At 68.3% G+C, this 20,087-nt stretch carries 18 protein-coding genes and 1 pseudogene; 12 read left to right on the top strand and 7 right to left on the bottom strand.

Annotated elements, in window-relative coordinates:
* Positions 1–31: 31 nt before the first annotated feature.
* On the bottom strand, positions 32–1,468 hold the full coding sequence (gene pyk, locus AC1Q7H_RS05200) for a pyruvate kinase (protein ID WP_211980744.1): 1,437 nt from the start codon (positions 1,466–1,468) through the stop codon (positions 32–34).
* A 54-nt stretch (positions 1,469–1,522) separates the two neighbouring features.
* The gene (locus AC1Q7H_RS05195) at positions 1,523–2,719 is read right to left on the bottom strand and encodes a phosphoglycerate kinase (protein ID WP_492381017.1); all 1,197 of its coding nucleotides are present in this window, start codon (positions 2,717–2,719) and stop codon (positions 1,523–1,525) included.
* A 382-nt stretch (positions 2,720–3,101) separates the two neighbouring features.
* Here AC1Q7H_RS05195 and AC1Q7H_RS05190 point away from each other — a divergent pair, with 382 nt between their 5' ends.
* Together AC1Q7H_RS05190 and AC1Q7H_RS05185 are read left to right on the top strand one after the other, a co-directional pair.
* A complete protein-coding gene (locus AC1Q7H_RS05190; protein ID WP_492381016.1) occupies positions 3,102–4,208 on the top strand; it encodes a helix-turn-helix transcriptional regulator in 1,107 nt (368 codons plus the stop codon).
* Positions 4,209–4,309: 101 nt separating this feature from the next.
* A complete protein-coding gene (locus AC1Q7H_RS05185) occupies positions 4,310–5,452 on the top strand; it encodes a helix-turn-helix transcriptional regulator (protein ID WP_492381015.1) in 1,143 nt (380 codons plus the stop codon).
* Positions 5,453–5,528: 76 nt separating this feature from the next.
* Here the strand turns inward: AC1Q7H_RS05185 and AC1Q7H_RS05180 are convergent, their stop codons facing one another.
* Together AC1Q7H_RS05180 and AC1Q7H_RS05175 are read right to left on the bottom strand one after the other, a co-directional pair.
* Entirely contained in the window at positions 5,529–6,548 is a 1,020-nt protein-coding gene (locus AC1Q7H_RS05180; protein ID WP_013955642.1) for a Bug family tripartite tricarboxylate transporter substrate binding protein, read from the bottom strand.
* A 140-nt stretch (positions 6,549–6,688) separates the two neighbouring features.
* Entirely contained in the window at positions 6,689–9,685 is a 2,997-nt protein-coding gene (locus AC1Q7H_RS05175) for a DEAD/DEAH box helicase (RefSeq protein ID WP_492381014.1), read from the bottom strand.
* Positions 9,686–9,867: 182 nt separating this feature from the next.
* Here AC1Q7H_RS05175 and AC1Q7H_RS05170 point away from each other — a divergent pair, with 182 nt between their 5' ends.
* From AC1Q7H_RS05170 to AC1Q7H_RS05145, 6 genes are all read left to right on the top strand, one after another.
* Positions 9,868–10,788 (top strand): branched-chain amino acid transaminase, encoded by a 921-nt coding sequence (locus tag AC1Q7H_RS05170; RefSeq protein ID WP_013955640.1) that lies wholly within the window; start codon positions 9,868–9,870, stop codon positions 10,786–10,788.
* 97 nt (positions 10,789–10,885) lie between these two features.
* Complete coding sequence (locus AC1Q7H_RS05165) at positions 10,886–11,080, top strand: zinc-finger domain-containing protein (protein ID WP_013955639.1); 195 nt, start codon at positions 10,886–10,888, stop codon at positions 11,078–11,080.
* Positions 11,081–11,192: 112 nt separating this feature from the next.
* The gene (gene waaF, locus AC1Q7H_RS05160; RefSeq protein WP_013955638.1) at positions 11,193–12,215 is read left to right on the top strand and encodes a lipopolysaccharide heptosyltransferase II; all 1,023 of its coding nucleotides are present in this window, start codon (positions 11,193–11,195) and stop codon (positions 12,213–12,215) included.
* A gap of 31 nt (positions 12,216–12,246) precedes the next feature.
* Complete coding sequence (locus AC1Q7H_RS05155; protein ID WP_013955637.1) at positions 12,247–12,687, top strand: YybH family protein; 441 nt, start codon at positions 12,247–12,249, stop codon at positions 12,685–12,687.
* 44 nt (positions 12,688–12,731) lie between these two features.
* Positions 12,732–13,826 (top strand): YheT family hydrolase, encoded by a 1,095-nt coding sequence (locus tag AC1Q7H_RS05150; RefSeq protein ID WP_153955643.1) that lies wholly within the window; start codon positions 12,732–12,734, stop codon positions 13,824–13,826.
* Positions 13,827–13,874: 48 nt separating this feature from the next.
* Positions 13,875–14,456, top strand: coding sequence for a DUF2946 family protein (locus tag AC1Q7H_RS05145; protein WP_013955635.1), 582 nt, complete (start codon positions 13,875–13,877; stop codon positions 14,454–14,456).
* Between the two features lie 299 nt (positions 14,457–14,755).
* Here AC1Q7H_RS05145 and AC1Q7H_RS05140 read toward each other — a convergent pair.
* Positions 14,756–15,034: pseudogene (locus tag AC1Q7H_RS05140) on the bottom strand (transposase); the annotation flags it as partial.
* Positions 14,944–15,186, bottom strand: coding sequence for a hypothetical protein (locus AC1Q7H_RS05135; protein ID WP_492381013.1), 243 nt, complete (start codon positions 15,184–15,186; stop codon positions 14,944–14,946). The gene AC1Q7H_RS05135 and the pseudogene AC1Q7H_RS05140, both read right to left, overlap by 91 nt.
* Before the next feature lie 311 nt (positions 15,187–15,497).
* Between AC1Q7H_RS05135 and AC1Q7H_RS05130 the strand changes: the two genes are divergently transcribed.
* Positions 15,498–16,406, top strand: coding sequence for an AraC family transcriptional regulator (locus AC1Q7H_RS05130; protein ID WP_492381012.1), 909 nt, complete (start codon positions 15,498–15,500; stop codon positions 16,404–16,406).
* An 80-nt stretch (positions 16,407–16,486) separates the two neighbouring features.
* On the opposite strand, the gene AC1Q7H_RS05125 is transcribed toward AC1Q7H_RS05130, so the two are convergent.
* Positions 16,487–18,325: a beta-barrel assembly-enhancing protease gene (locus AC1Q7H_RS05125; protein ID WP_492381011.1), complete on the bottom strand. Its 1,839-nt coding sequence runs from the start codon at positions 18,323–18,325 to the stop codon at positions 16,487–16,489.
* Positions 18,326–18,422: 97 nt separating this feature from the next.
* Here AC1Q7H_RS05125 and moaC point away from each other — a divergent pair, with 97 nt between their 5' ends.
* The 3 genes from moaC (at position 18,423) to AC1Q7H_RS05110 (ending at position 20,086) form a co-directional block, all read left to right on the top strand.
* On the top strand, positions 18,423–18,902 hold the full coding sequence (gene moaC / locus AC1Q7H_RS05120; RefSeq protein ID WP_492381010.1) for a cyclic pyranopterin monophosphate synthase MoaC: 480 nt from the start codon (positions 18,423–18,425) through the stop codon (positions 18,900–18,902).
* 228 nt (positions 18,903–19,130) lie between these two features.
* Positions 19,131–19,565, top strand: a complete 435-nt coding sequence (locus AC1Q7H_RS05115; RefSeq protein ID WP_013955628.1) for a hypothetical protein — start codon at positions 19,131–19,133, stop codon at positions 19,563–19,565.
* Between the two features lie 14 nt (positions 19,566–19,579).
* Complete coding sequence (locus tag AC1Q7H_RS05110; protein WP_211980738.1) at positions 19,580–20,086, top strand: hypothetical protein; 507 nt, start codon at positions 19,580–19,582, stop codon at positions 20,084–20,086.
* Position 20,087 lies beyond the last annotated feature (1 nt).

Raw genomic sequence — 20,087 nt, 5'->3', positions numbered from 1 at the left:
CCGGCATGGCACGCATTGCCTCATCTCACTTTCAGCTGCCCACCCTGACGATTTTCAGGGTATTGGTGCCGCCCGGCTGGCCCATCGGCTCGCCAATGGTCAGCACGATGAAATCGCCGCGCTGCACCACGCCCTGGGCCAGCAGCAGTTCTTCTGCCTGCTCCAGCGCGGTGTCGCGGTCGGCGCTGGACTGCAGCGGCAGCGGCACCACGTTGCGGTACAGCTGCATCTTGCGCTGCGAGGCCAGGTTGGGCGTCATCGCATAGATCGGCACATGGATACGGTGACGGCTCATCCACAATGCGGTGGCGCCGGAATCGGTCAGCGCGGCAATCGCCTTCACCTGCAAATGATAGGCCGTGAACAGCGCACCCATCGCCACCGACTGGTCGATGCGCGAAAAGGTCTGGTTCAGGAAATCGGTGTCGAGCTGCACCACCTCGGACTTCTCGGCTTCGATGCAGACCGCGGCCATGGCCTCGACCGTCTCCACGGGGTAGCGGCCCGCCGCAGTTTCGGCCGACAGCATCACCGCGTCGGTGCCGTCCAGCACGGCGTTGGCCACGTCCGAGACCTCGGCACGCGTGGGCACAGGGTTGATGATCATGCTCTCCATCATCTGGGTGGCGGTGATGGTCAGCTTGTTGGCCTCGCGCGCCAGCTTGATCATGCGCTTCTGCAGCGCCGGCACGGCGGCATTGCCCACCTCCACGGCCAGGTCGCCACGCGCCACCATGATGCCGTCGGACGCCTGCAGGATCTCTTCCAGCACGCCCGGGCGGATTGCCTCGGCGCGTTCGATCTTGGCGATCATGCGGGCCTTGTGGCCGTGCGGCTGGCCGGCCACGGCGGCCAGCTGGCGCGCCATTTCCATGTCAGTGGCGTTCTTGGGAAAGCTGACGGCGACGTAGTCGGCGCCCAGGGCCATGGCGGTCTTGATATCGTCCATGTCCTTGGCTGTCAGCGCCGGCGCCGACAGCCCGCCACCCTGGCGGTTGATGCCCTTGTTGTTGGACAGCTCGCCGCCCACGCGCACGGTGGTGAAGATCTCGCTGCCGAGCACGCGGTCCACCACCAGCACGATCAGGCCGTCGTTGAGCAGCAGCAGGTCGCCCGGGCCGACGTCGCGCGGCAGGTCCTGGTAGTCCAGGCCGGCGCGCTGCTCGTTGCCGAGCTGGCAGCTCGAATCCAGGATGAACGGGTCGCCCGCCTTGAGCGTAATCTTGCCGTGCTCGAACTTGCCGACGCGGATCTTGGGACCCTGCAGGTCGGCCATGATGGCGACCTCGCGCCCGCATGCCTGCGCGGCTTCACGCACCAGGCGGGCGCGGTCGAGATGGTCCTGGGCGGTGCCGTGCGAAAAATTCAGCCGCACCACGTCGACCCCCGCCGCGATCATGCGGGTCAGGATTTCCAGCGAGCTGGAGGCGGGGCCGATGGTGGCGACGATCTTGGTGGAACGAGTCATGCGCGGATTTCCTGGTTCAGGGCCCCGGCAACACCGCCGGGCCCGGCGGATGCGTCAGCCTGCGGCGCGCTGCTCCAGCACTTCGAATGCGGGCAGCTTCTTGCCTTCCAGGAACTCCAGGAACGCGCCGCCGCCCGTGGAGATATAGCCCACGCGGTCGGCGATGCCGTACTTGGCAATGGCCGCCAGCGTGTCGCCACCGCCGGCGATCGAGAACGCCTTCGATTCAGCGATGGCCTGGGCCAGCACCTTGGTGCCGTTGCCGAACTGGTCGAATTCGAACACGCCCACCGGGCCGTTCCAGACGATGGTGCCGGCGGCCTTGAGCTGCTCGGCCAGCATCGCGGCGGTCTTGGGGCCGATGTCCAGGATCATGTCGTCGTCGGCCACGTCCTTGACGTCCTTGACGGTGGCCGCGGCGGTGGCGCTGAATTCCTTGGCGCACACCACGTCGACCGGGATCGGCACCGAGGCGCCGCGGGCGGCCATGATGTCGATGATGGTCTTGGCGTCGCCGACCAGGTCGGCTTCAGCCAGCGACTTGCCGATCTTCAGGCCGGCTGCCAGCATGAAGGTATTGGCAATGCCGCCGCCGACGACCAGGTTGTCGACCTTGTCGGCCAGCGACTTCAGGATGGTCAGCTTGGTCGAGACCTTGGAGCCGGCCACGATTGCCACCAGCGGACGCGCCGGCTGGCCCAGCGCCTTGCCCAGCGCGTCGATCTCGGCGGCCAGCAGCGGGCCGGCGCAGGCGATCGGGGCGTACTTGGCGATGCCATGCGTGGTGGCTTCGGCGCGGTGGGCGGTGCCGAAGGCATCGTTCACGTAGACGTCACACAGCTTGGCCATCTTCTGGGCCAGTTCGTCGCTGTTCTTCTTTTCGCCCTTGTTCACGCGGCAGTTTTCCAGCAGCACCACCTGGCCCGGCGCCACCTCGATGCCGTCGACCCAGTTCTGCACCAGCTTGACCGGCTTGCCCAGCAGCTCGGACAGGCGCGTGGCGATCGGCGCCAGCGAGTCTTCGGGCTTGAACTCGCCCTCGGTCGGGCGGCCCAGGTGGGAGGTGACCATCACCGCGGCGCCGCCAGCCAGGCAGGCCTCGATGGCCGGCACCGAGGCGCGGATGCGGGTGTCCTCGGTGATGTTGCCGGCGTCGTCCTGCGGCACGTTCAGGTCGGCGCGGATAAACACCCGCTTGCCGGAGATTTTGCCTTGGGAAATCAGCTCGGAAAGACGCAGGACAGAGGTCATGGCGATGGATGGCGCGAGATTTCGCTGGAATTCGGGGAAACGGGCATTTTACCTGATCGTGGTCAACGCTTTGCCGATTCCGGACCGTTACGCACTTGTGATATGTACCTTGCATCACATTCAGTGCAACCCCACAGGGAGCTGGTGACATACTTCCCCACGAAAGAAGGGTCAGCTCCATGCCCCTGTTGACCCCCGAGTGCGGTAATGTATGCAACGTCTGCTACAACAGACACGCAAAAAGCGCCAGAGCCGGTCTTGAAACGGCCATGACAACAGGCGGCCAAAATAACAAGCAGCCAAAAAGAATGCAGCCGGTGTGCGATCAGACGCACCGCCGGCGCCGCGCATTTCCTTGTCGCGAATGCAGGGGGTGAGTCAGATGAAAGAAGCCGACATGCACGGAGCGATCCGTGGCTTGTACGAGGGCATTCTCGATCCCGGTGCCTGGCAGCAGAGCCTGCGCACCCTGACGGAACTGGCGGGCACGGCACACGCCTCGATGATGGTCTGGGACACCGTCCGCGACCAGGTCACCGTCAATGAGATCGTCAATCCGGTGGTGGAACTGTTTTCCGAGTATGAATCGGACTACCAGGCCATCGATCCGGCCAAGCAGTTCGCGCCGCGCCTGCGGCCGGGCGACTGGTATATCGACGCGCGCGAACTGGGCGAAGGCACCATGGCCCGCCATCCGTTCTACCGCGACTTCTTCCACCGCTATGACCTGCGCTCCTACGTGGCCTGCCTGGTCGAGCGCCAGCCCCACTACGAAGTCTATTTCTCGATGCAGCGCGCGCGCACGCAGCCGCTGTTCTCGCCCGACGACACCCGCAGCATGGACTGGATCATCCCGCATATGCGCAGCGCCATGGCCATGCGCGACCGCACGCTGGGGCTGACAGTGCTGGCGCGGCTGTCGACGCAGCTGGTGGAACGGCTCAATTTTGCGCTGCTGGTGTTCTCGCCGCAGCGCCACGTGCTGCTCAGCAACCGCGCCGGCGAGCGCTGGGCGCGGCGCCTGGACCCGGCCGGCAAGGTGTCGGACTGGACCCTGTCGCGCCCGTTCGCCGACATGGTGCAGGCCGCCTGCGACCCGCAACGCGCGGTCGCGGCGCAGGCCGCCCGCGCCACCGACGGCAGCGGCGCCGGCGCGCAGGTGATCGTGCTGCCGCTGCCGCCCTCGCACGCCTTTGCCGCGCAATGGCAGGAACCGGCGGCGCTGGTGATCGTGCATGAGCAGGACAGCGCGCCGCTGTTGCTGGCGCCGGTGCTGCGCGACCTGTACGGACTCACCCCGGCGGAGACCCGGCTGACCAACCAGCTGGCCACCGGCCAGGGCCTGCCAGAAGCCAGCCAGCAGCTGAACATCCGCCACGAAACCGCGCGCACCCAGCTCAAGGCCGTGTTCCACAAGACCGGCTGCAACAGCCAGGCCCAGCTGACGCATCTGCTCTCGCGCCTCGGCGCAGCGCTGGACGAGGCCTGAACACCACCGCGCCCGGCATCGGGCCAGCGCCGCGCCTGCGGCCCGCCCGTTGCCCCGCGAAGAAAGTGCTAAAAATACAAGAAGTAAAAAGAAGGGAAGCCATGAGCGATACACAGATGCACGACACCATTCGCGCGCTGTACGAGGGGATCTTCGATGCCGACGCCTGGCAGCGCAGCCTGGGCGCGCTGTGCCAGGCCAGCGGCAGCACGCATGCCCATCTGCTGGTGCTCGACACGGTCAACGAGCGCGTGCTGGTGAACCAGGAGGTCAACCCAATGCCGGAGGCGGTGGCCGCCTACAGCGAACAGTACGTGGCCATCGACCCGGCCCTGCCGTTCGCCAGGCGCATGTCGGTGGGCAACTGGTATATCGATTCACGCGAGCTGGGCGTGCCGGCGATGCGCAGGTCGCCCTTCTATGGCGAGTTCCTGCGGGAATTCGAGCAGTCGTCGGTGATGGCCTGCCTGATCGAGCGCCAGCCGCACTACGACGTGTTCCTGTCGCTGCAGCGCCCGCATGGCCACGACCACTATTCGCCCGAAGACGCGCGCGCGCTCGACTGGGCCATCCCGCACGTGCGCCAAGCGATGGCGCTGCGCGACCGCACCCACCAGGTGTCGGCACTGGCGCATGCGTCGGCGCAGCTGATGGAGCGGCTGCCGTTCGGCGTGATCGTGTTCCGCGATGACGGCAAGCCGCTGCTGGCCAACAGCATCGGCGAGGCCTGGGTGCGCCGGCTGCTGCCGGCGGCGTCGATCGAAACCAGCGCCGTGGCGCCGCCTGCCGCGGCCGTGCGCGAGGAAGCCGACTGGCAGCTGTCGCGCCCGTTTGCCGAAGCGCTGCGGGCGGCATGCAACCCCGCCAACCCGCAGCCGGCACAGGCGCTGCGCGCCGCCGACAGCGCCGGCCGCCAGGCCCAGGTCGTCCTGCTGCCGCTGCCACCCGCGCACCATCTGGCGATGGACTGGCAGCGCCCCAGCGTGCTGGTGGCGATCCACGAGCCCGGCACCGCGCCGATGACACTGCCGGCGGTTCTGCGCGACCTCTACGGCCTCACGCCGGCCGAGACCCGGCTGGCCTTGCAGCTGTCATCGGGCATCGGCCTGCCCGAGGCGTGCGAGCTGATCGGCATCCGGCGCGAGACTGGGCGCACGCAGTTGAAGGCTATTTTTACCAAGACGGCTACGGGGACGCAGGCGCAGTTGGCGCATTTGTTGACTCGGTTGGGGGTAAGAGCTTAGGGGCGGGGCTTGGGGGGGCGCTTGCCGCTTCTCGTGGATGCAGGCTCTGCGATAGCCAACCACCCCCCAACCACCCTCAATCCACCGACGCCCCCACAGTCTTAACCACCCCCGCCCACTTCTGCCGATCCCCCTTCACCGTCGCCTTGAACTGATCCACAGTCTCGACCCGCGGCGTGTTGCCCGCATCGATCAGCTTCTGCCGGATCGCCGGCGTTTCCAGCGCCACCTTCACCGCATCGTTGACCTTGCGCGCGATCTTCGGATCCAGCCCCTTCGGCCCGAAGAAGCCGAACCAGATGGTGCTGTTGAAGCCGGGCAGGCCGCTCTCGGCAATGGTCGGCACGTCGGGAATCACTTGCACCCGCTGCCTGGTGGTCACGCCCAGCAGGCGCACCTTACCGGCGCGGTACTGCGGCAGCACGCTCTGCACTTGGTTGAAGATGCAGCAGACCTCTCCCTTCACCACCGCCTGTAGCGCGTCCGGGCCGCCCTTGTAGGGCACGTGGACCATGTCCAGGCCGGCGCGCGCATTGAACTCGGCAAAGGCCAGGTGCGTGCCGGTGCCGTTGCCGGTGGACGCGAAGTTGTACTTGCCCGGGTTGGCCTTGACCTTCTCGATAAACTCCTTGACCGACTTCACGTCGATCACCGCCGGGTTGACGGTCAGCACGTTGGAGACCTCGACCAGCGGCGCGATCGGAGTGAAATCGGCCTCGGCGTCGAACGGCAGGCTCTTGTACAGCGCCGGGTTGATGCCGTGCGTGGCGGCGGTGCCCAGCAGCAGCGTGTAGCCATCCGGCCTGGCATGCGCCACTGCTTCGGAGGCGACGTTGCCGCCGGCGCCCGGCCGGTAGTCGTAGATGATGGTGGTCTTCAGCGACTTCTGCAGCGATTCCTGCAGCGTGCGGCCGACGATGTCGACGCCGGAGCCGGCGGTGAAGCCCATCAGGATCGTCACCGGCTGCGTCGGCCACTCCCCTTGCGCGCGGGCGGGCATGCTGACCGTGCTGATGGCAGCGGCGGCGCACAGCACGGCCAGGCCGGTCGCGGGACGGAAGGACAAGCGCGGAAGCAGGCGGGACGAAGTAGGCATGGGGGCACCGTCGGTAAGTTTAATGACCGGGATCTGAGCCCCGGGCCAGCGCCACACGATAGCAAGGTTCCTGCCAAAACCAAACGACCGAGTTGGTTTGAAGGTATGCCGTGCGGGCATATGGTGCTGCCCGGTGCCGCTCAGCGCCGCAGCAGGCCCACCAGTTCATCCACGTCCGGCAGCGGCGCGCCGGTTCCCGCGGTGCTGTCGTCGTCGGCCTCCAGCAGCCCGTCGGCCAGCGCGCGCTTGTCGCGGTGCAGGTCGACGATGCGCTCTTCGATGGTGCCCGCATTGATCAGCCGGTACACCGTCACGGGGCGCTGTTGGCCGATGCGGTGCGCGCGGCCCATGGCCTGGTCTTCGGCGGCGGGGTTCCACCAGGGGTCGGCAATGATCACGTAGTCGGCCGCGGTCAGGTTCAGGCCGAAGCCGCCGGCCTTCAGGCTGATCAGGAAGACATCGCCCTCGCCCGCCTGGAAGGCGGCCACGCGGCGAGTGCGCTCGGCCGCGGGGGTGGCGCCGTCCAAGTACTGCAGCGCCAGCCCGGCCCGCTCCAGCCCCTGGCGCAGCAGCTGCAGGAAATCGACAAACTGGCTGAACACCAGGGTCTTGTGGCCGCTCGCGGCAAGCTCGCTGGCCAGCTCGACAAAGGCGCGCACCTTGGCGCCTTCGGACAGCTGGCCGCTGAGTTCCGGCGTGACCAGGCGCGGATCGCACGCGGCGCGCCGCAGCCGCATCAGCTGCGCCAGCACGTGGATGCGCGCCTGCGCCTGGTGCTGGGCCTGCGCCAGGGCGCGCGCACGGGCCCCGGCAGGCGCGCCTTTGGTGGCCTTGCGTGCCGCTTCCACGCGCGCCAGCGCGGCCTCGGCCTCGGTCTGGGCCTGGCGGCGCAGGGCCTCGTAGTGCGCGGCTTCGACCGGCTCGGGCTCGACCCGGATCACCAGCTCCGTGCGCGGCGGCAGTTCGTCCAGCACCTGCGCCTTGGTCCGGCGCAGCACGAACGGCGCGATCATGCGGCGCAGCCGCTGGCGCGCCTCACGCACGCCGCCGCGCTCGATCGGGTTGGCAAAGTGTTCGTTGAAGCGGGCCAGCGAGCCCAGCAAGCCCGGATTGCAGAACCGCATCACCGACCAGAGTTCCGCCAGCCGGTTCTCCACCGGCGTGCCGGTCAGCGCCATGCGGAAGCCCGACGGCAGCGCGAACATCGCCTGCGCCCGCCGCGTGACCGCGTTCTTGAAGGCCTGCGCCTCGTCCGCGACCACGGTATGCCATTCGCGCGCGCAGAACGCCTTGCTGGCCTGCTGCAGCAGCGTGTACGAGACGATCACCAGGTCATGCGGCCCGGCCTGCGCCAGCAGCGTCTCACGATCGCCCTCGGCATAGACATGGACGTTGAGCGTGGGCGCAAAGCGCCGCGCCTCGGCCGCCCAGTTGCCGCACACCGAGGTCGGCGCGATCACCAGCGCGGCGCCGCCGCCGGCGCGCGCCACCAGCACCGCCAGCGCCTGCAGGGTCTTGCCCAAGCCCATGTCGTCGGCCAGGCAGGCGCCCAGGCCCGAGGCCGCCAGCGTCATGGCCCAGCGGTAGCCGGCCTCCTGGTAGGGCCGCAGCTCAGCCGCCAGCGTGGCAGGCAGCGCGATGTCAGCTTCGCGCGCGGCGCGCAGCCGGGCGATGCGCTGGCGGAAATGCGCGTCGGGATCGACGCCCGCGCCGGCCAGCACGTCGTCCAGCCACGGCGTGGCCATCTGCGGGACGCGAATGCCGTCGGGCACATGCTCACCGACGCCGGCCAGGTCGCGCAGCCGGCCGCGCAGCGCGCGCGTCAGCGCCACGTAGACGCCCTGCCCCATCGGCACGAAGCGCCCGGCGTGGCTGCCGGTCCAGTCGATCAGCTTGCCCAGCTCCAGCACCAGCCCCTCGGCCACGCGCAGTTCGCCGGCCAGCCGGTACCACGCGCCGCGGCTCTCGATCTGCACCCCCAGCTGCGGCAGGTCGGCCGGCAGCACGCGGATCTCCTTGCCGCGCGGCCATTCCACGGCCTGCACGGCGGGCAGGCCGGGCAGTGCCTCGACCACGGCGAGCGCGTCCTCCGGATCGTCCAGTGTCCAGGTGTACTCGCCGCCGGGCGGCGACTGGGTCACCAGCACAGGCAGCGCGGCGAAGACCTCGGCCACGCTCGCCAGCTCGGCCTCGAGGTCGCGCTGCGTGGCCAGGGTCTCGCCGCGCACCGCGGCCATCAGGCGCTCGCGCCCGACGCCGGGCGCGAGCCGCGGCCCGAGCGGCCCCAGCGGCGTCACCACCAGCCGCAGCGAGATGCCGCGGGCCACCGGCGCCACCTCGGCGCGCAGCCGTGTCTCGGCCTCCACCGCGCGTGTGCCGACGGCCTGGTCGGCATGGACCTGGAAGTGGCCGGCCAGCGCGCGCAGGGTCTGGTCGAGCTGCGCCTGGCCGTCCTCCGGGATCGCCAGACCGTCGCCGACCAGCCGCGCGGCATCGAACTGCGCCGGGGTGTAGCGGATCACCCGCAGCCGGTGCGGGCCGTCGCGCACCACTGTGACCTGGCGCAGCGCCTCGGCTTCCTGGCGCGCGGCGGCGGGCAGCAAGGCTTCCATCGTCGGCGCCTCGCGCACCGGCGGGAAGATGCGCAGCACATAACGGCCGGCGCTGTGGACCGCTTCCAGCGCGGGGGCGTCCTCGACCACCTCCAGCGTCTGCGATGGCGCATGTGTCAGCACCACGCCCGGGTGGCCCACCAACGCCATCACCGCGGCGGCGCGGTCCAGCACGTAGCGCCGGTTATGCGACTGGTCGCGGCGGATGGTGCGCGCCACGCGGGCATCCCACGGCTCGAGCCGGTCGTCCTCGGCGACCCGGGCCAGCGGCACCGGCTTCGGCTTGCCCCAGCCGCGCGCGCCGCGCACCTGCTCGAGCGGCTCGATCGTGCCCGGCACGCCGTCGGCGTCCAGCGTCAGCGCCCACAGCAGGCGCCGGGCCTCGGCGCCGGCGGCGGGTTCGGCGCCGGCCAGTGCACGCAGTGCTGCCAGCACCTGCTGCCAGTCCGGGCCCGGCGCGGGGCTGGCGCCGTCCTCGCCGGGTTCAGGCAGGTCGTCATGGCCGGGATGTGTGGTCAAAGGCACGGCGGCTCTGGGATAGGGAAACGTGCAACAAGGGGGGAACAGCAGGAAATGGCGTCCGAAATTCGGCAAACGCCCGGAAAAGAGGATTCTAGACCGCCGCAACGCCTGCATCGCGTTGTGACCCATGCCCCCGCGGCTTACAATGGCGTTTTTGCTAATTTGACGGCGCTGGGAGAAAAGACATGTCGATGGCTGATCGCGACGGCAAGATTTGGATGGACGGCAAGCTGATCGAATGGCGCGACGCCAAGATCCATGTGCTGACGCATACGCTGCACTACGGCATGGGCGTGTTCGAAGGCGTGCGCGCCTACAAGACGCCCGAAGGCACCGCCATCTTCCGCCTGCACGAGCACACCCGGCGCCTGTTCAACTCGGCCAAGATCTTCCAGATGGTCATGCCTTTCGACGAGGCCACGCTGGAAGCGGCGCAGCGCGAAGTGGTGCGCGCCAACAAGCTGGAATCCTGCTACATCCGCCCGATCGTGTGGGTCGGCGACGAGAAACTGGGCGTCTCGGCCAAGGGCAACACCATCCACGTGGCGATCGCGGCCTGGCCGTGGGGCGCCTACCTGGGCGAGGAAGGCATGGAGCGCGGCATCCGCGTGAAGACCTCGTCGTTCACGCGCCACCACGTCAACGTGTCGCTGGTGCGCGCCAAGGCCAGCGGCTACTACATCAACTCGATCCTGGCCAACCAGGAAGCCACCGGCCTGGGCTACGACGAAGCGCTGCTGCTGGATACCGAAGGCTATGTCAGCGAAGGCTCGGGCGAGAACGTCTTCATCGTGCGCAACGGCGTGATCTACACGCCGGACCTGGCCTCGTGCCTGGACGGCATCACCCGCGACGCCACCCTGGCCATCGCCCGCGACCTGGGCATCGAGGTGCGTGAAAAGCGCATCACCCGCGACGAGATGTACTGCGCCGACGAAGCCTTCTTCACCGGCACCGCCGCCGAAGTCACGCCGATCCGCGAACTGGACGACCGCGTCATCGGCGAAGGCCGCCGCGGCCCGGTGACCAAGCAGATCCAGGACACGTTCTTTGCCGCCGTGGGCGGCACCAACGAAAAGTACAAGAAGTGGCTGACGCTGGTCTGAGCACCGGCTGCCAGCCCCTTCTGCGCGCGCCCGGTACTGCCGGGCGCGGCACACCCGCTGTTTTCATCGAACAATAAGCATCACTCCCTGCAACACCATGACGCAAACCGCCACCATCATCGAAATCGGCGCTGAAGACATTCCGCTGCACTGCCCGACCGCCAGCACCCCGGCATGGAACTACCATCCGCGCGTGTTCCTCGACGTGGCAGACACCGGCGAAGCCAAGTGCCCCTACTGCGGCACCGTCTACAAGCTCAAGCCGGGCACCGTGCTGAAGGGCCACCACTGACCCGAGCCGCCCGCATTCGCACGATCCTGACGCTCCGGGCCGCTTGCAGGCGCCCCGGAGCGTCGGCGTTCCCGGCGTCCGCGCCGGCGTGCCGGCTCCAAGCGCCCCGCCCATGAAGAAAGCCCTCGTCATCGCCCCCAACTGGATCGGCGACGCCCTGATGGCGCAGCCGCTCTTTGCGCTGCTCAAGGCGCGCCATCCGCGCCTGGTCATCGACGCACTCGCGCCCAAGTGGGTCGCGCCCGTGCTCGCGCGCATGCCGGAGATCGGCCGCGTGTTCCCGTCCGACCTCGCGCACGGCAAGCTGCAGCTGTCGGCACGGCTGATGTTCGCGCAGCAGCTCAAGAACGAAGGCTACGACCTCGCCTACGTGCTGCCGAACTCGCTCAAGTCGGCACTGGTCCCCTGGCTGGCTGGCATCCCGCTGCGCATCGGCTACCGCGGCGAAGCCCGCTTCGGCCTGCTCAACGTGCGCCACGCCAACCCGCCGCGCGACAAGCGCCCGCCGATGGTGGAGCACTACGCCCGCCTGGCGCTCAGGCCCGGCGCGCGCCTGCCCGAAGACCTGCCAGAGCCGCGTCTGCGCGTCGACCCGACGCGCATGGCGGCCACCGCCGAGCGCTTTGGCATCGCCCCGCACACGCGCGTGATCGCGTTCTGCCCGGGTGCCGAGTTCGGCCCGGCCAAGCGCTGGCCGGCCGGACATTTCGCCAGGCTCGCGCAGATGCTGCGGCGTTCCTACCCGTATGCGCAGATGATCACGCTGGGCTCGGCCAAGGACGCCGAGATCGCCGCCGAGATAGTCAGCGAGGCCCCGTTCGTGCGCAACCTGTGCGGCCAGACCTCGCTGGATGACGCCGTGGACCTGCTGGCGCTGTCCGAAGCCGCGGTCTGCAACGACTCCGGCCTGATGCACGTCACCGCGGCGCTGAACCGGCCCCAGGTGGCGGTGTTTGGCTCGAGCGACCCGCGCCACACGCCGCCGTTGTCACAGGCAGCGAGTATCATGTGGCTGCAGCTGGAGTGCAGTCCCTGCTTCAAGCGCGAATGCCCGCTGGGCCACCTGCGCTGCCTGAAAGAGATCGAACCTGAAATGGTGTTCGTCGAGCTGCGCAAGCTGCTGCACCGGCCCTGATTTCACCGCCCTCGCCACTTCTACTGCCACCATGCCTCGCTTTGCCCGCCTGTTCGATTCCGCCGAAGACATCGTCGAAGCCTTTCGCGAAGCACTGAAGCTGCGCGACGCCGACGGCGCGCTGCGCCTGTGGCTAGACGAAGACTCGATCACCTGCGTGCTGCCCGACGGCCAGCGCCTGATCGGCCACGAACAGCTGCGCCAGGCCTTCCTGCAGTTGCTGGAAGAACAACCGGTGCTGGTCGATGCGATCGAGACCAGCAGTCATGCGTCGATGGCCGTGGCGATCTTCGACGTGACCGAGGCACTGCGCTTCGGCGGCGACCGCGTCGAGGCCGACCTGTACGTGCACACCACCTATGTGCTGATGCAGAACCACGAAGGCTGGCGCCTGGCACATATCCACTGCAGCCCGGCCAACGCGGTGCAGGTTGCCGCCGTGGCCGCCGCGCCGGGGCAGGCGCTGCACTGAACCCCGCATGGCCGCGCCGCGGCCTGCTGCAACACCACGCCGGCATGACGCAGCTTCCGCACCACCGCCTTCCCCAGGTCGTCAACGCCGCCCAGGCTGATCCCGCCACGGCACCCGGCCATGGCTACGGCGAAGGCGTGCCGATGCCCTGGTGGCTGCGCGGCGGCCATGCCCAGACCATCATCCCCGCGCGCTTCACGCGCCGCCCGCCGCGCGTGAGCTTCCGCCGCGAACGCTGGGACACCCCCGACCAGGACTTCATCGACCTCGACTGGACCACCCACCCGGTGCGCCCGGACACGCCGCTGGTGGTGATGTTCCACGGCCTGGAGGGCGATTCCGGCAGCCATTACGCGCAGGCGCTGATGCATGCGCTGTCCCTGCGCGGCTGGCAGGGCGTGGTCCCGCATTTCCGCGGCTGCTCGGGCGAGCTCAACCTGGCCCCGCGCTTCTACCATTCGGGCGATTCGGCCGAGATCCGCTGGGTGCTGGAGCGCATGCGCCAGCGCCATTGCGCCAACGGGCGCAAGCTGCTGGTGGTGGGGATCTCGCTGGGCGGCAACGCGCTGCTGCGCTTCCTGGGCGAAGACGGCGCCGGCGCCGGCCACGTGCATGCGGCCGCGGCGATCTCCGCGCCGCTGGACCTGGCTGCCGGCGGCGCGGCGCTGTCGGCCGGCTTCAACCTGGTCTACACGCGCATGTTCCTGCAGACGCTCAAGCGCAAGTCGCTGGCCAAGCTGGGGCAGTTCCCGGGGCTGTTCGACCGCGACACGATGCTGGCCAGCCGCGACCTGTACGCCTTCGACAACGTCGTCACCGCGCCGCTGCATGGCTTTATCGATACCGACGACTACTGGCGCCGCGCCGCCAGCAAACCTGTGCTGCGCGACATCGCCGTGCCCACGCTGGTGCTCAATGCGCGCAACGATCCCTTCCTGCCGGCCCGGCACCTGCCCGGCCCGGCCGACGCCAGCCCCCAGGTATGGCTGGAACAGCCCGAGCACGGCGGCCATGTCGGCTTCATGACCCCGCCCGAGGGCTGGCGCCGGCACCTGCCGCTGCTGCCCGACGGGCGCTTCAGCGGAGATATCGAATGGCTGCCGGCACGGATCCTGGGTTTTTTTGACCGCATGATGTAGGGCGGGTGCAGCGGCACGATAAGCCACCGGCCCCCCGAGGAGACAGACATGGACGAGATCGTCAGGCAAGCCATGGCACGCTGGCCCAACGTGCCCAATGCCTACGGCTGGCTGGCACTGGACCGCCGCGGGCAGTGGCGCCTGCGCAATGAATACGCCCAGCAGCACGGGCTGTCGGGCGACCCCATCCGCCATGAAGCGCTGATCGGCTTTATCGAACGCAACTACCTGTGCGACGAGCGCGGCGCCTGGTACTTCCAGAACGGTCCGCAACGGGTGTTCGTATCGCTGGGCTATGCGCCGTGGGTCGTGCGGCTGCATGAAGGCGCGTTGCGCACCACCACGCAGCAGCCCTTCACGCTGCAGGCCTGCTTCGCCGACGAGCACGGCAATGTGGTGCTGGCCGGCACGGTCGAAGGCATGGCGCAAGGCAGCCTGCCGGCACAGCAGGGCGCCCTGCTGCACGACCACGACCTGGAACTGTTCAGCGGCGCCAGCACCTGGCATGGCGAAGCCTGCGGCACGGACCTGGGCGTATTCCATCACGATGGCCGCGACATCCCGATCGAGCCGATTGCCGAGAGCGAGGTGCCCAAGCGCTTTGGCTTCGTGCGCCAGCCGGCGGCCTGACGCAACCGCCCCCTTGACATCCTTATATGAACACCGCCCGGATGCCAAGGTAAATTGAAGGGCTTTGGCTTGTAGGTATGGGTTGCTGTCTTATATCCGACCTTGCTGCAGGAACGTGCCTGCGGGCCTTGATGGAATCAGCCGGGAACGTCCCCATCTCCCACGACGGGCTGTAAGCCGCTTGGATGTCATCGGGTTTGCGTTCCCGCGGTCCGACCTAGTTTGCCATCACACCTTATCTCCTTACCCTGTGCAACCCTGAAGGTATTCGTTTGTGCCCTGCTGTGGTCGTGCTTTCGCTACGCAGGCCGTGCGCTGACATAGCCGGGTTCATAGACGCGGCGATGGGCAAGCAATGCCCAGGCGGTGCGCGCCATCTTGTTGGCTAGCGCGACGATGGCAACATTGGTCGGGCGCCTGACCAGCAGGGCCTCAGCCCAGCACGGGCGCCGCTTCGAGCGGGTCAGCACGATGCGTGCGCCATGGATCAGCAGTTTGCGCAAATAGGGATCGCCACGTTTGCTGATATGGCCGAGGTGAACCTTGCCGCCGGTGCCACTCTGGGTTGGTACGCCTCCAGTACGAACTTGCCGGGGGTGCGATTGCTCAGAAAGGAAATCAGTTGGGTCTTGCTGAGGCGCCGGCTGTGCGTCTCGCCCGTCTCTGGGTCGACCCAGTAGAGTTGGAAGATCGACTTTGCAAGATCCAGCCCATATGTCGTAGCATTCATTTGGGCTCTCCTTACCTCAAGTGATGGTTCGGATCTTCACTTTGGCACATCGATGCCGTCGGTCAAGCGAGAGCCCCTCATCGTCGAACCCCCGCTAGCGTTACTGGCGGGCGGTGTCCCTCTCCCCGTCCTCAGCCTTCGGCTGCCGCCTTACGGCGGAAAGGACGAGGATTCCTACGGCGCTACGTGATGCTCTACATAGTCACTTCGGTGGGTTCCTGCTTCGTAGAGCGGCTTGACTACGCCGACTCTCCACAGGCTGCAACGCGGTGCCCCCGCGCCAAAATGTTGATCGCGCCGACCACGTCGGCGTGATTCGCATAGCCGCATGCCACACAGGCGAAGCTCGCCTGCAGATACATGCCCGCAACAAGGGCGAAGGTGCCGGCGCCCAGTTTATCCACTGCACCAGCTCGGTCGTTCGCACCTGGCTGACACCGCAGCGCGTGCGCAGCACCGACGAGCACATCGCCATCTGCCTGCTTGACCGCGGCGAGTACCGGGTGGAGCAGAAGGACGGCATGCGCACCGTCGTGCGTGCCGGCGAACTCTTCATGTTCGATTGCGGCCAGCCGATGTCATCGGACTGGACCGAGTCCTCCACCTGCTACCTGCGCCTGCCGCGCGAGACCGTGCGCCAGGCGCTTGGCCACGATCCCGCGAATCCGGGCCGTATCGCCACGCTGCTGACGGCGTCCTCGCTTGCCCCGTTTGTTTCCATGCAGCTGCGCATGCTTGCCGCTCACGGTCCCCGGCTTGACCGCGCCGCCCTTGGCGTGGTCATGGAGAGTACAGTCGGCATGGCGTTGCAGCTTATCGCTACGCATCCGGACATCGCCAGAGCGGATGCCGGGAATGCCCGGTGGCGCTCCGGCAAGCTGCAACTGCAGGCCGCGTATCGCTTCATGGAGCAGCATGCGCACGAGCACGACCTCACGCCCGACCGGATTGCCGCGTTCCTGCACTGCTCGCGCGCACAGTTGTACCGGCTGTTCGAGGGAGAGCCCCTGCGCGTCATGGCGGCCCTGCGCGAGATTCGCCTGCGCCGCAGCCGCGAATACCTGCAGCGGGCCGGCCAGTCCGCGCACATCGGCGCGATCGCGCATGCCTGCGGCTTTGCCGATCCGTCGGCGTTCGGCAAATTGTTCCGGGAGCGTTTCGGCATGACACCGCGGCAGGCACTGGCCGGAGACATCGGGCCGGCCAAGCTTGCAGAGTGAATGGAAGAGGGAGTCCCCGGCTGCATGCGGGGACGACGCTGGTGCTCTCGATGACTTCGTGACAACAAGTGCAGCGTGCCTCAGTTAGGCATGCCCTTGCTGTCCTGCTTGTCCTCGCGGTACTGGCGCTCCAGCTGGTGCAGGCGCGCATCGACCTCGGACAGCGTGTAGAAGTCGCCGTCGCCGGCCTTGCGCGCGATCTGCAGTTGCTCGATCGCGGCCTGGTAGGCGCCGTCCATCGCATACTTTTCGGCCAGCGCCTGGTGCTGCTGCAAGCGCTTGCCCTGGCCCGCGTAGGCGCGCGCCAGCAGCTCCCACCAATCGCTGCGGCTGGTCTCCTGGCGCGTGCGGTCGCGCAGGAAGCGCACGGCCTCTTCATAGCGGCCTGAGCCGACCAGGGTATCGGCATAGGCAATCGCCACCGCATGCGACAGCGGGAACGCCTTCATCGAGGCAGTGGCCTGGGACAGCGCCTCGGGCACGCGGGCCTGGGCGCGCGCCAGTTCCACTGTCATCACGTCCAGCATGGGGCTGCCCGAGGTGGCGCCGGGGATATTGCCGTAGAGGCGGCGCGCCTCGGCCAGCTCCTGCTCGGCGGCCGGGTAGCGGCCCAGCCGCTGCTCGGTAAAGGCAAGGCCGTAGTGCAGCGCCGGAGCGCGCAGTACCGTTGCTCCCGGCAGTTGCGTGCGCAGGGCCGCGCGCAGGTTCTGCAGGTCGCTGGGCGACGATTCCTGGATCACGCGGGCCCGCATCCGCGCAAACTCGTATTCGGGCGTATTGGCGACCTTGCGCTTGCTGGCATGGCTGACACGATCCTGCATGTCGGCAATCCGCTCGGAGGTCAGCGGGTGGGTCCGCACATAGGACGGCACCGAGTTTTCCGCAGTCCCTGATGCGCGCTGCAGCCGCATGAAGAAATCGGGCATGCCCTGCGGGTCAAACCCCGCCGCGGTCAGTATCTGGAAGCCGACCCGGTCGGCCTCGCGCTCGGCGCCGCGCGAGAACGACAGCTGGTTGGCGATGGCCGCGCCCTGCCCGCCCATCGCCAGCGCCGCCGCCGCATCCGGGCTGCGCGTGGCGGCCAGGCCCGCCAGCACCATCGAGGCCAGCGCGATCCACATCGACTGGTCCTGCGAGGTGATGCCGCGCGCGATATGCCGCTGCATCACGTGGCCGATTTCATGGCCCAGCACCGAAGCCAACTCCGATTCCGTATCGGACTGCACCAGCAGCCCCGTATGCACGCCGATATAGCCGCCCGGCAGCGCAAACGCGTTGATGCTGCGGTCACGCACCGCGAACAGGTCGAAGCCGGTGGCAAAGGTGCCCGCGCCGGTCGAACCGGAGATATTCTGGCGCCGCGCCGCCTGCACCAGCCCGTAGCCCAGCGCGTTCAGGTAATCGGACAGCAGCGGATCCGGCACGTATAGCGGGTCGCGGCGGATATCGCGCATTATGCGGTCGCCCAGGCGCTTTTCCATGTCGGGCGACAGCGACGCCGTGGACGGGTCGCCCAGGTCCGGCAGTTGCACGCCGCCGGCCTCCACCACCGCGTTGTTGGTGCGCAGGCCGAACTCGGACTTCTGGCCCGCCTTCACGCTGCGGTTCAGGTTGTCATAGACCTGGTCGCTGGCCTCGCCCGAGATGGCGGGCACCGGCTGCGGCGGCCTGGCCACGGGTGCAGCCGCCACCGGCGTGGCTGGCGCCGTGGTCGGGCGCGGCGTACCCTGGGGCCAGGCCGGCGCCGCCAACGTCAGCGCCAGCAACGCCGCCAGTGGCCGCCGCCATGGCATCCATGCGCCGCCAGCGCGGCAATGGCTGTCGTCGCCGCGATGTGACGCCGAACCGGCAGGAACAGCGTCCGCCACGGCGCCAGGGCCGCGTGCTGCAGACCTGCGAAGCGATGGGTGTTTTGACATGTTGCTATGATAGCGGCCTCCCGTGGCCGTTCCCATCGGATGCTTCCCAGGGACGCTGGCGGCCACCTGCACGCAGTTCGCACTGAAGCTCACGATCATGACCCAGCTCACCCATTTCGATACCGCCGGACAGGCCCACATGGTCGACGTCGGCGACAAGGCCAGCTCCCACCGCGTCGCCGTGGCCACGGGCACCATCACCATGGAGCCCGCCACCTTCGCGCTGGTGCGCGACGGCAGCGCAAAAAAAGGCGACGTGATCGGCATCGCCCGCGTGGCAGCGATCATGGCCACCAAGCGCACCGCCGACCTGATCCCGCTATGCCACCCGATCGGCCTGACCAAGGTGGCGGTCGAGTTCGCACTGGACGAGGCCACCGCCACCGTCGCCTGCACCGTGCGCACCGAAACCCGCGGCCAGACCGGCGTGGAGATGGAAGCGCTGACCGGCGTGCAGGTGGCGCTGCTGACGATCTACGACATGTGCAAGGCAGTGGACCGCGGCATGGTAATCGGCAATGTGAAGTTGCTGGAAAAGCATGGGGGCAAGTCGGGGGATTGGGTGGCGGCCGGCTGACCTCCACACGTGACGCCTGCAACACGCGCCGCGATGGGCCCTGTCACGACGTCTTACGCCAACGTCGTTCCCCGGTAATAAAGGTAACGCCGCATTTCCAGCCGCGCCGCCGTGGCGCCGGCGCGGGACAATTTGGTATTCAATACGATTGCAGGCCCACGCTGGTTGCAGCCTGCTGACCCTGTCCGTGGCGTGCCATGCGGTGCGCGCGGGGAAGAGGTGGATACCATGAACGGGCGCATGCTCTGCCAGATCGCCCTGGCACTGGCGGCCACGGCCGCAAGCGGCGCCGCCCTCGCCGGGCGGGCCGATCTCCACGATGCCGCTTTGCACGATAGCGACGCACGCGGCGGCTTTATCAAGACGCGCACAAGCGTCGGCGTGGGCCTCTATTTCGGGCCCGGCGTGTTCTACGGCGGCTACCCGTATGGCTACCCCGCCCCGTACTACTACCCGCCCGCCGTGGTCACCGCACCCGCGGCGCCGCCGCAGTACATCGAACAGGGACCGAACGGCCCCGTGCCGGTCCCCGGCCCGGACGGCGTAGCGCCGCAGCAGGGCTGGTGGTACCACTGCGACCAGCCCGAAGGCTACTACCCCTATGTGCAGTCCTGTCCCGGCGGCTGGCAGCGCATACCGGCACAGCCGCCGGCCAACTCCTGATGCGGGGTGACACCATGCATGCCCTGACCCGCGCCACGCTGGCCGTGGCCACCCTGACCCTCGGCGCGTGCGCCGTGATGCCTGCCGGCCCCAGCGTGATGGTGCTGCCGGGCACCGGCAAGAGCTTCGAACAGTTCCGCGCCGACGACTACAACTGCCGCCAGTTCGCCTTCGGGCGGGTGGGCGGTGTCTCATCCTCGCAGGCCGCCAACAATGCGGCCGTCGGCAGCGCCGTAGTCGGCACCGCGCTGGGCGCAGCGGCGGGTGCGGCCTTTAATGGCGGTTCGGGTGCGGCGGTGGGTGCGGGCGTAGGCCTGCTGACTGGCGCGGCGGTCGGCGCGGGCAATGCCCAGTACGCGGGTTACGGCACGCAACAGCAATACGATGCCGCCTACGTACAGTGCATGTACGCCAGCGGCAACCGCGTGCCCGCCCCCGGACGCGTCGCCGCTGCGCCGCGGTATTACTACAATCCGCCGCCTCCGCCACCGGTATATTACAGCCCGTATCCGTACTATTAGG

Source organism: Cupriavidus sp. GW823-FHT06D04 (assembly GCF_058795055.1).
The sequence above is the reverse complement of the archived record's forward strand: the minus strand, read 5'-3'. Positions and strand labels throughout refer to the sequence as shown.

Excerpts from the sequence above, each read along its gene's own strand:
- AC1Q7H_RS05195 (WP_492381017.1), bottom strand. The coding sequence starts at position 2,719 with ATGACCTCTGTCCTGCGTCTTTCCGAGCTGATTTCCCAAGGCAAAATC.
- moaC (WP_492381010.1), top strand. The coding sequence starts at position 18,423 with ATGACCCAGCTCACCCATTTCGATACCGCCGGACAGGCCCACATGGTC.
- AC1Q7H_RS05125 (WP_492381011.1), bottom strand. The coding sequence starts at position 18,325 with ATGTCAAAACACCCATCGCTTCGCAGGTCTGCAGCACGCGGCCCTGGC.
- waaF (WP_013955638.1), top strand. The coding sequence starts at position 11,193 with ATGAAGAAAGCCCTCGTCATCGCCCCCAACTGGATCGGCGACGCCCTG.
- AC1Q7H_RS05115 (WP_013955628.1), top strand. The coding sequence starts at position 19,131 with ATGAACGGGCGCATGCTCTGCCAGATCGCCCTGGCACTGGCGGCCACG.
- AC1Q7H_RS05180 (WP_013955642.1), bottom strand. The coding sequence starts at position 6,548 with ATGCCTACTTCGTCCCGCCTGCTTCCGCGCTTGTCCTTCCGTCCCGCG.
- AC1Q7H_RS05185 (WP_492381015.1), top strand. The coding sequence starts at position 4,310 with ATGAGCGATACACAGATGCACGACACCATTCGCGCGCTGTACGAGGGG.
- AC1Q7H_RS05145 (WP_013955635.1), top strand. The coding sequence starts at position 13,875 with ATGGACGAGATCGTCAGGCAAGCCATGGCACGCTGGCCCAACGTGCCC.
- pyk (WP_211980744.1), bottom strand. The coding sequence starts at position 1,468 with ATGACTCGTTCCACCAAGATCGTCGCCACCATCGGCCCCGCCTCCAGC.
- AC1Q7H_RS05190 (WP_492381016.1), top strand. The coding sequence starts at position 3,102 with ATGAAAGAAGCCGACATGCACGGAGCGATCCGTGGCTTGTACGAGGGC.
- AC1Q7H_RS05150 (WP_153955643.1), top strand. The coding sequence starts at position 12,732 with ATGACGCAGCTTCCGCACCACCGCCTTCCCCAGGTCGTCAACGCCGCC.
- AC1Q7H_RS05170 (WP_013955640.1), top strand. The coding sequence starts at position 9,868 with ATGTCGATGGCTGATCGCGACGGCAAGATTTGGATGGACGGCAAGCTG.
- AC1Q7H_RS05155 (WP_013955637.1), top strand. The coding sequence starts at position 12,247 with ATGCCTCGCTTTGCCCGCCTGTTCGATTCCGCCGAAGACATCGTCGAA.
- AC1Q7H_RS05165 (WP_013955639.1), top strand. The coding sequence starts at position 10,886 with ATGACGCAAACCGCCACCATCATCGAAATCGGCGCTGAAGACATTCCG.
- AC1Q7H_RS05110 (WP_211980738.1), top strand. The coding sequence starts at position 19,580 with ATGCATGCCCTGACCCGCGCCACGCTGGCCGTGGCCACCCTGACCCTC.
- AC1Q7H_RS05135 (WP_492381013.1), bottom strand. The coding sequence starts at position 15,186 with ATGAATGCTACGACATATGGGCTGGATCTTGCAAAGTCGATCTTCCAA.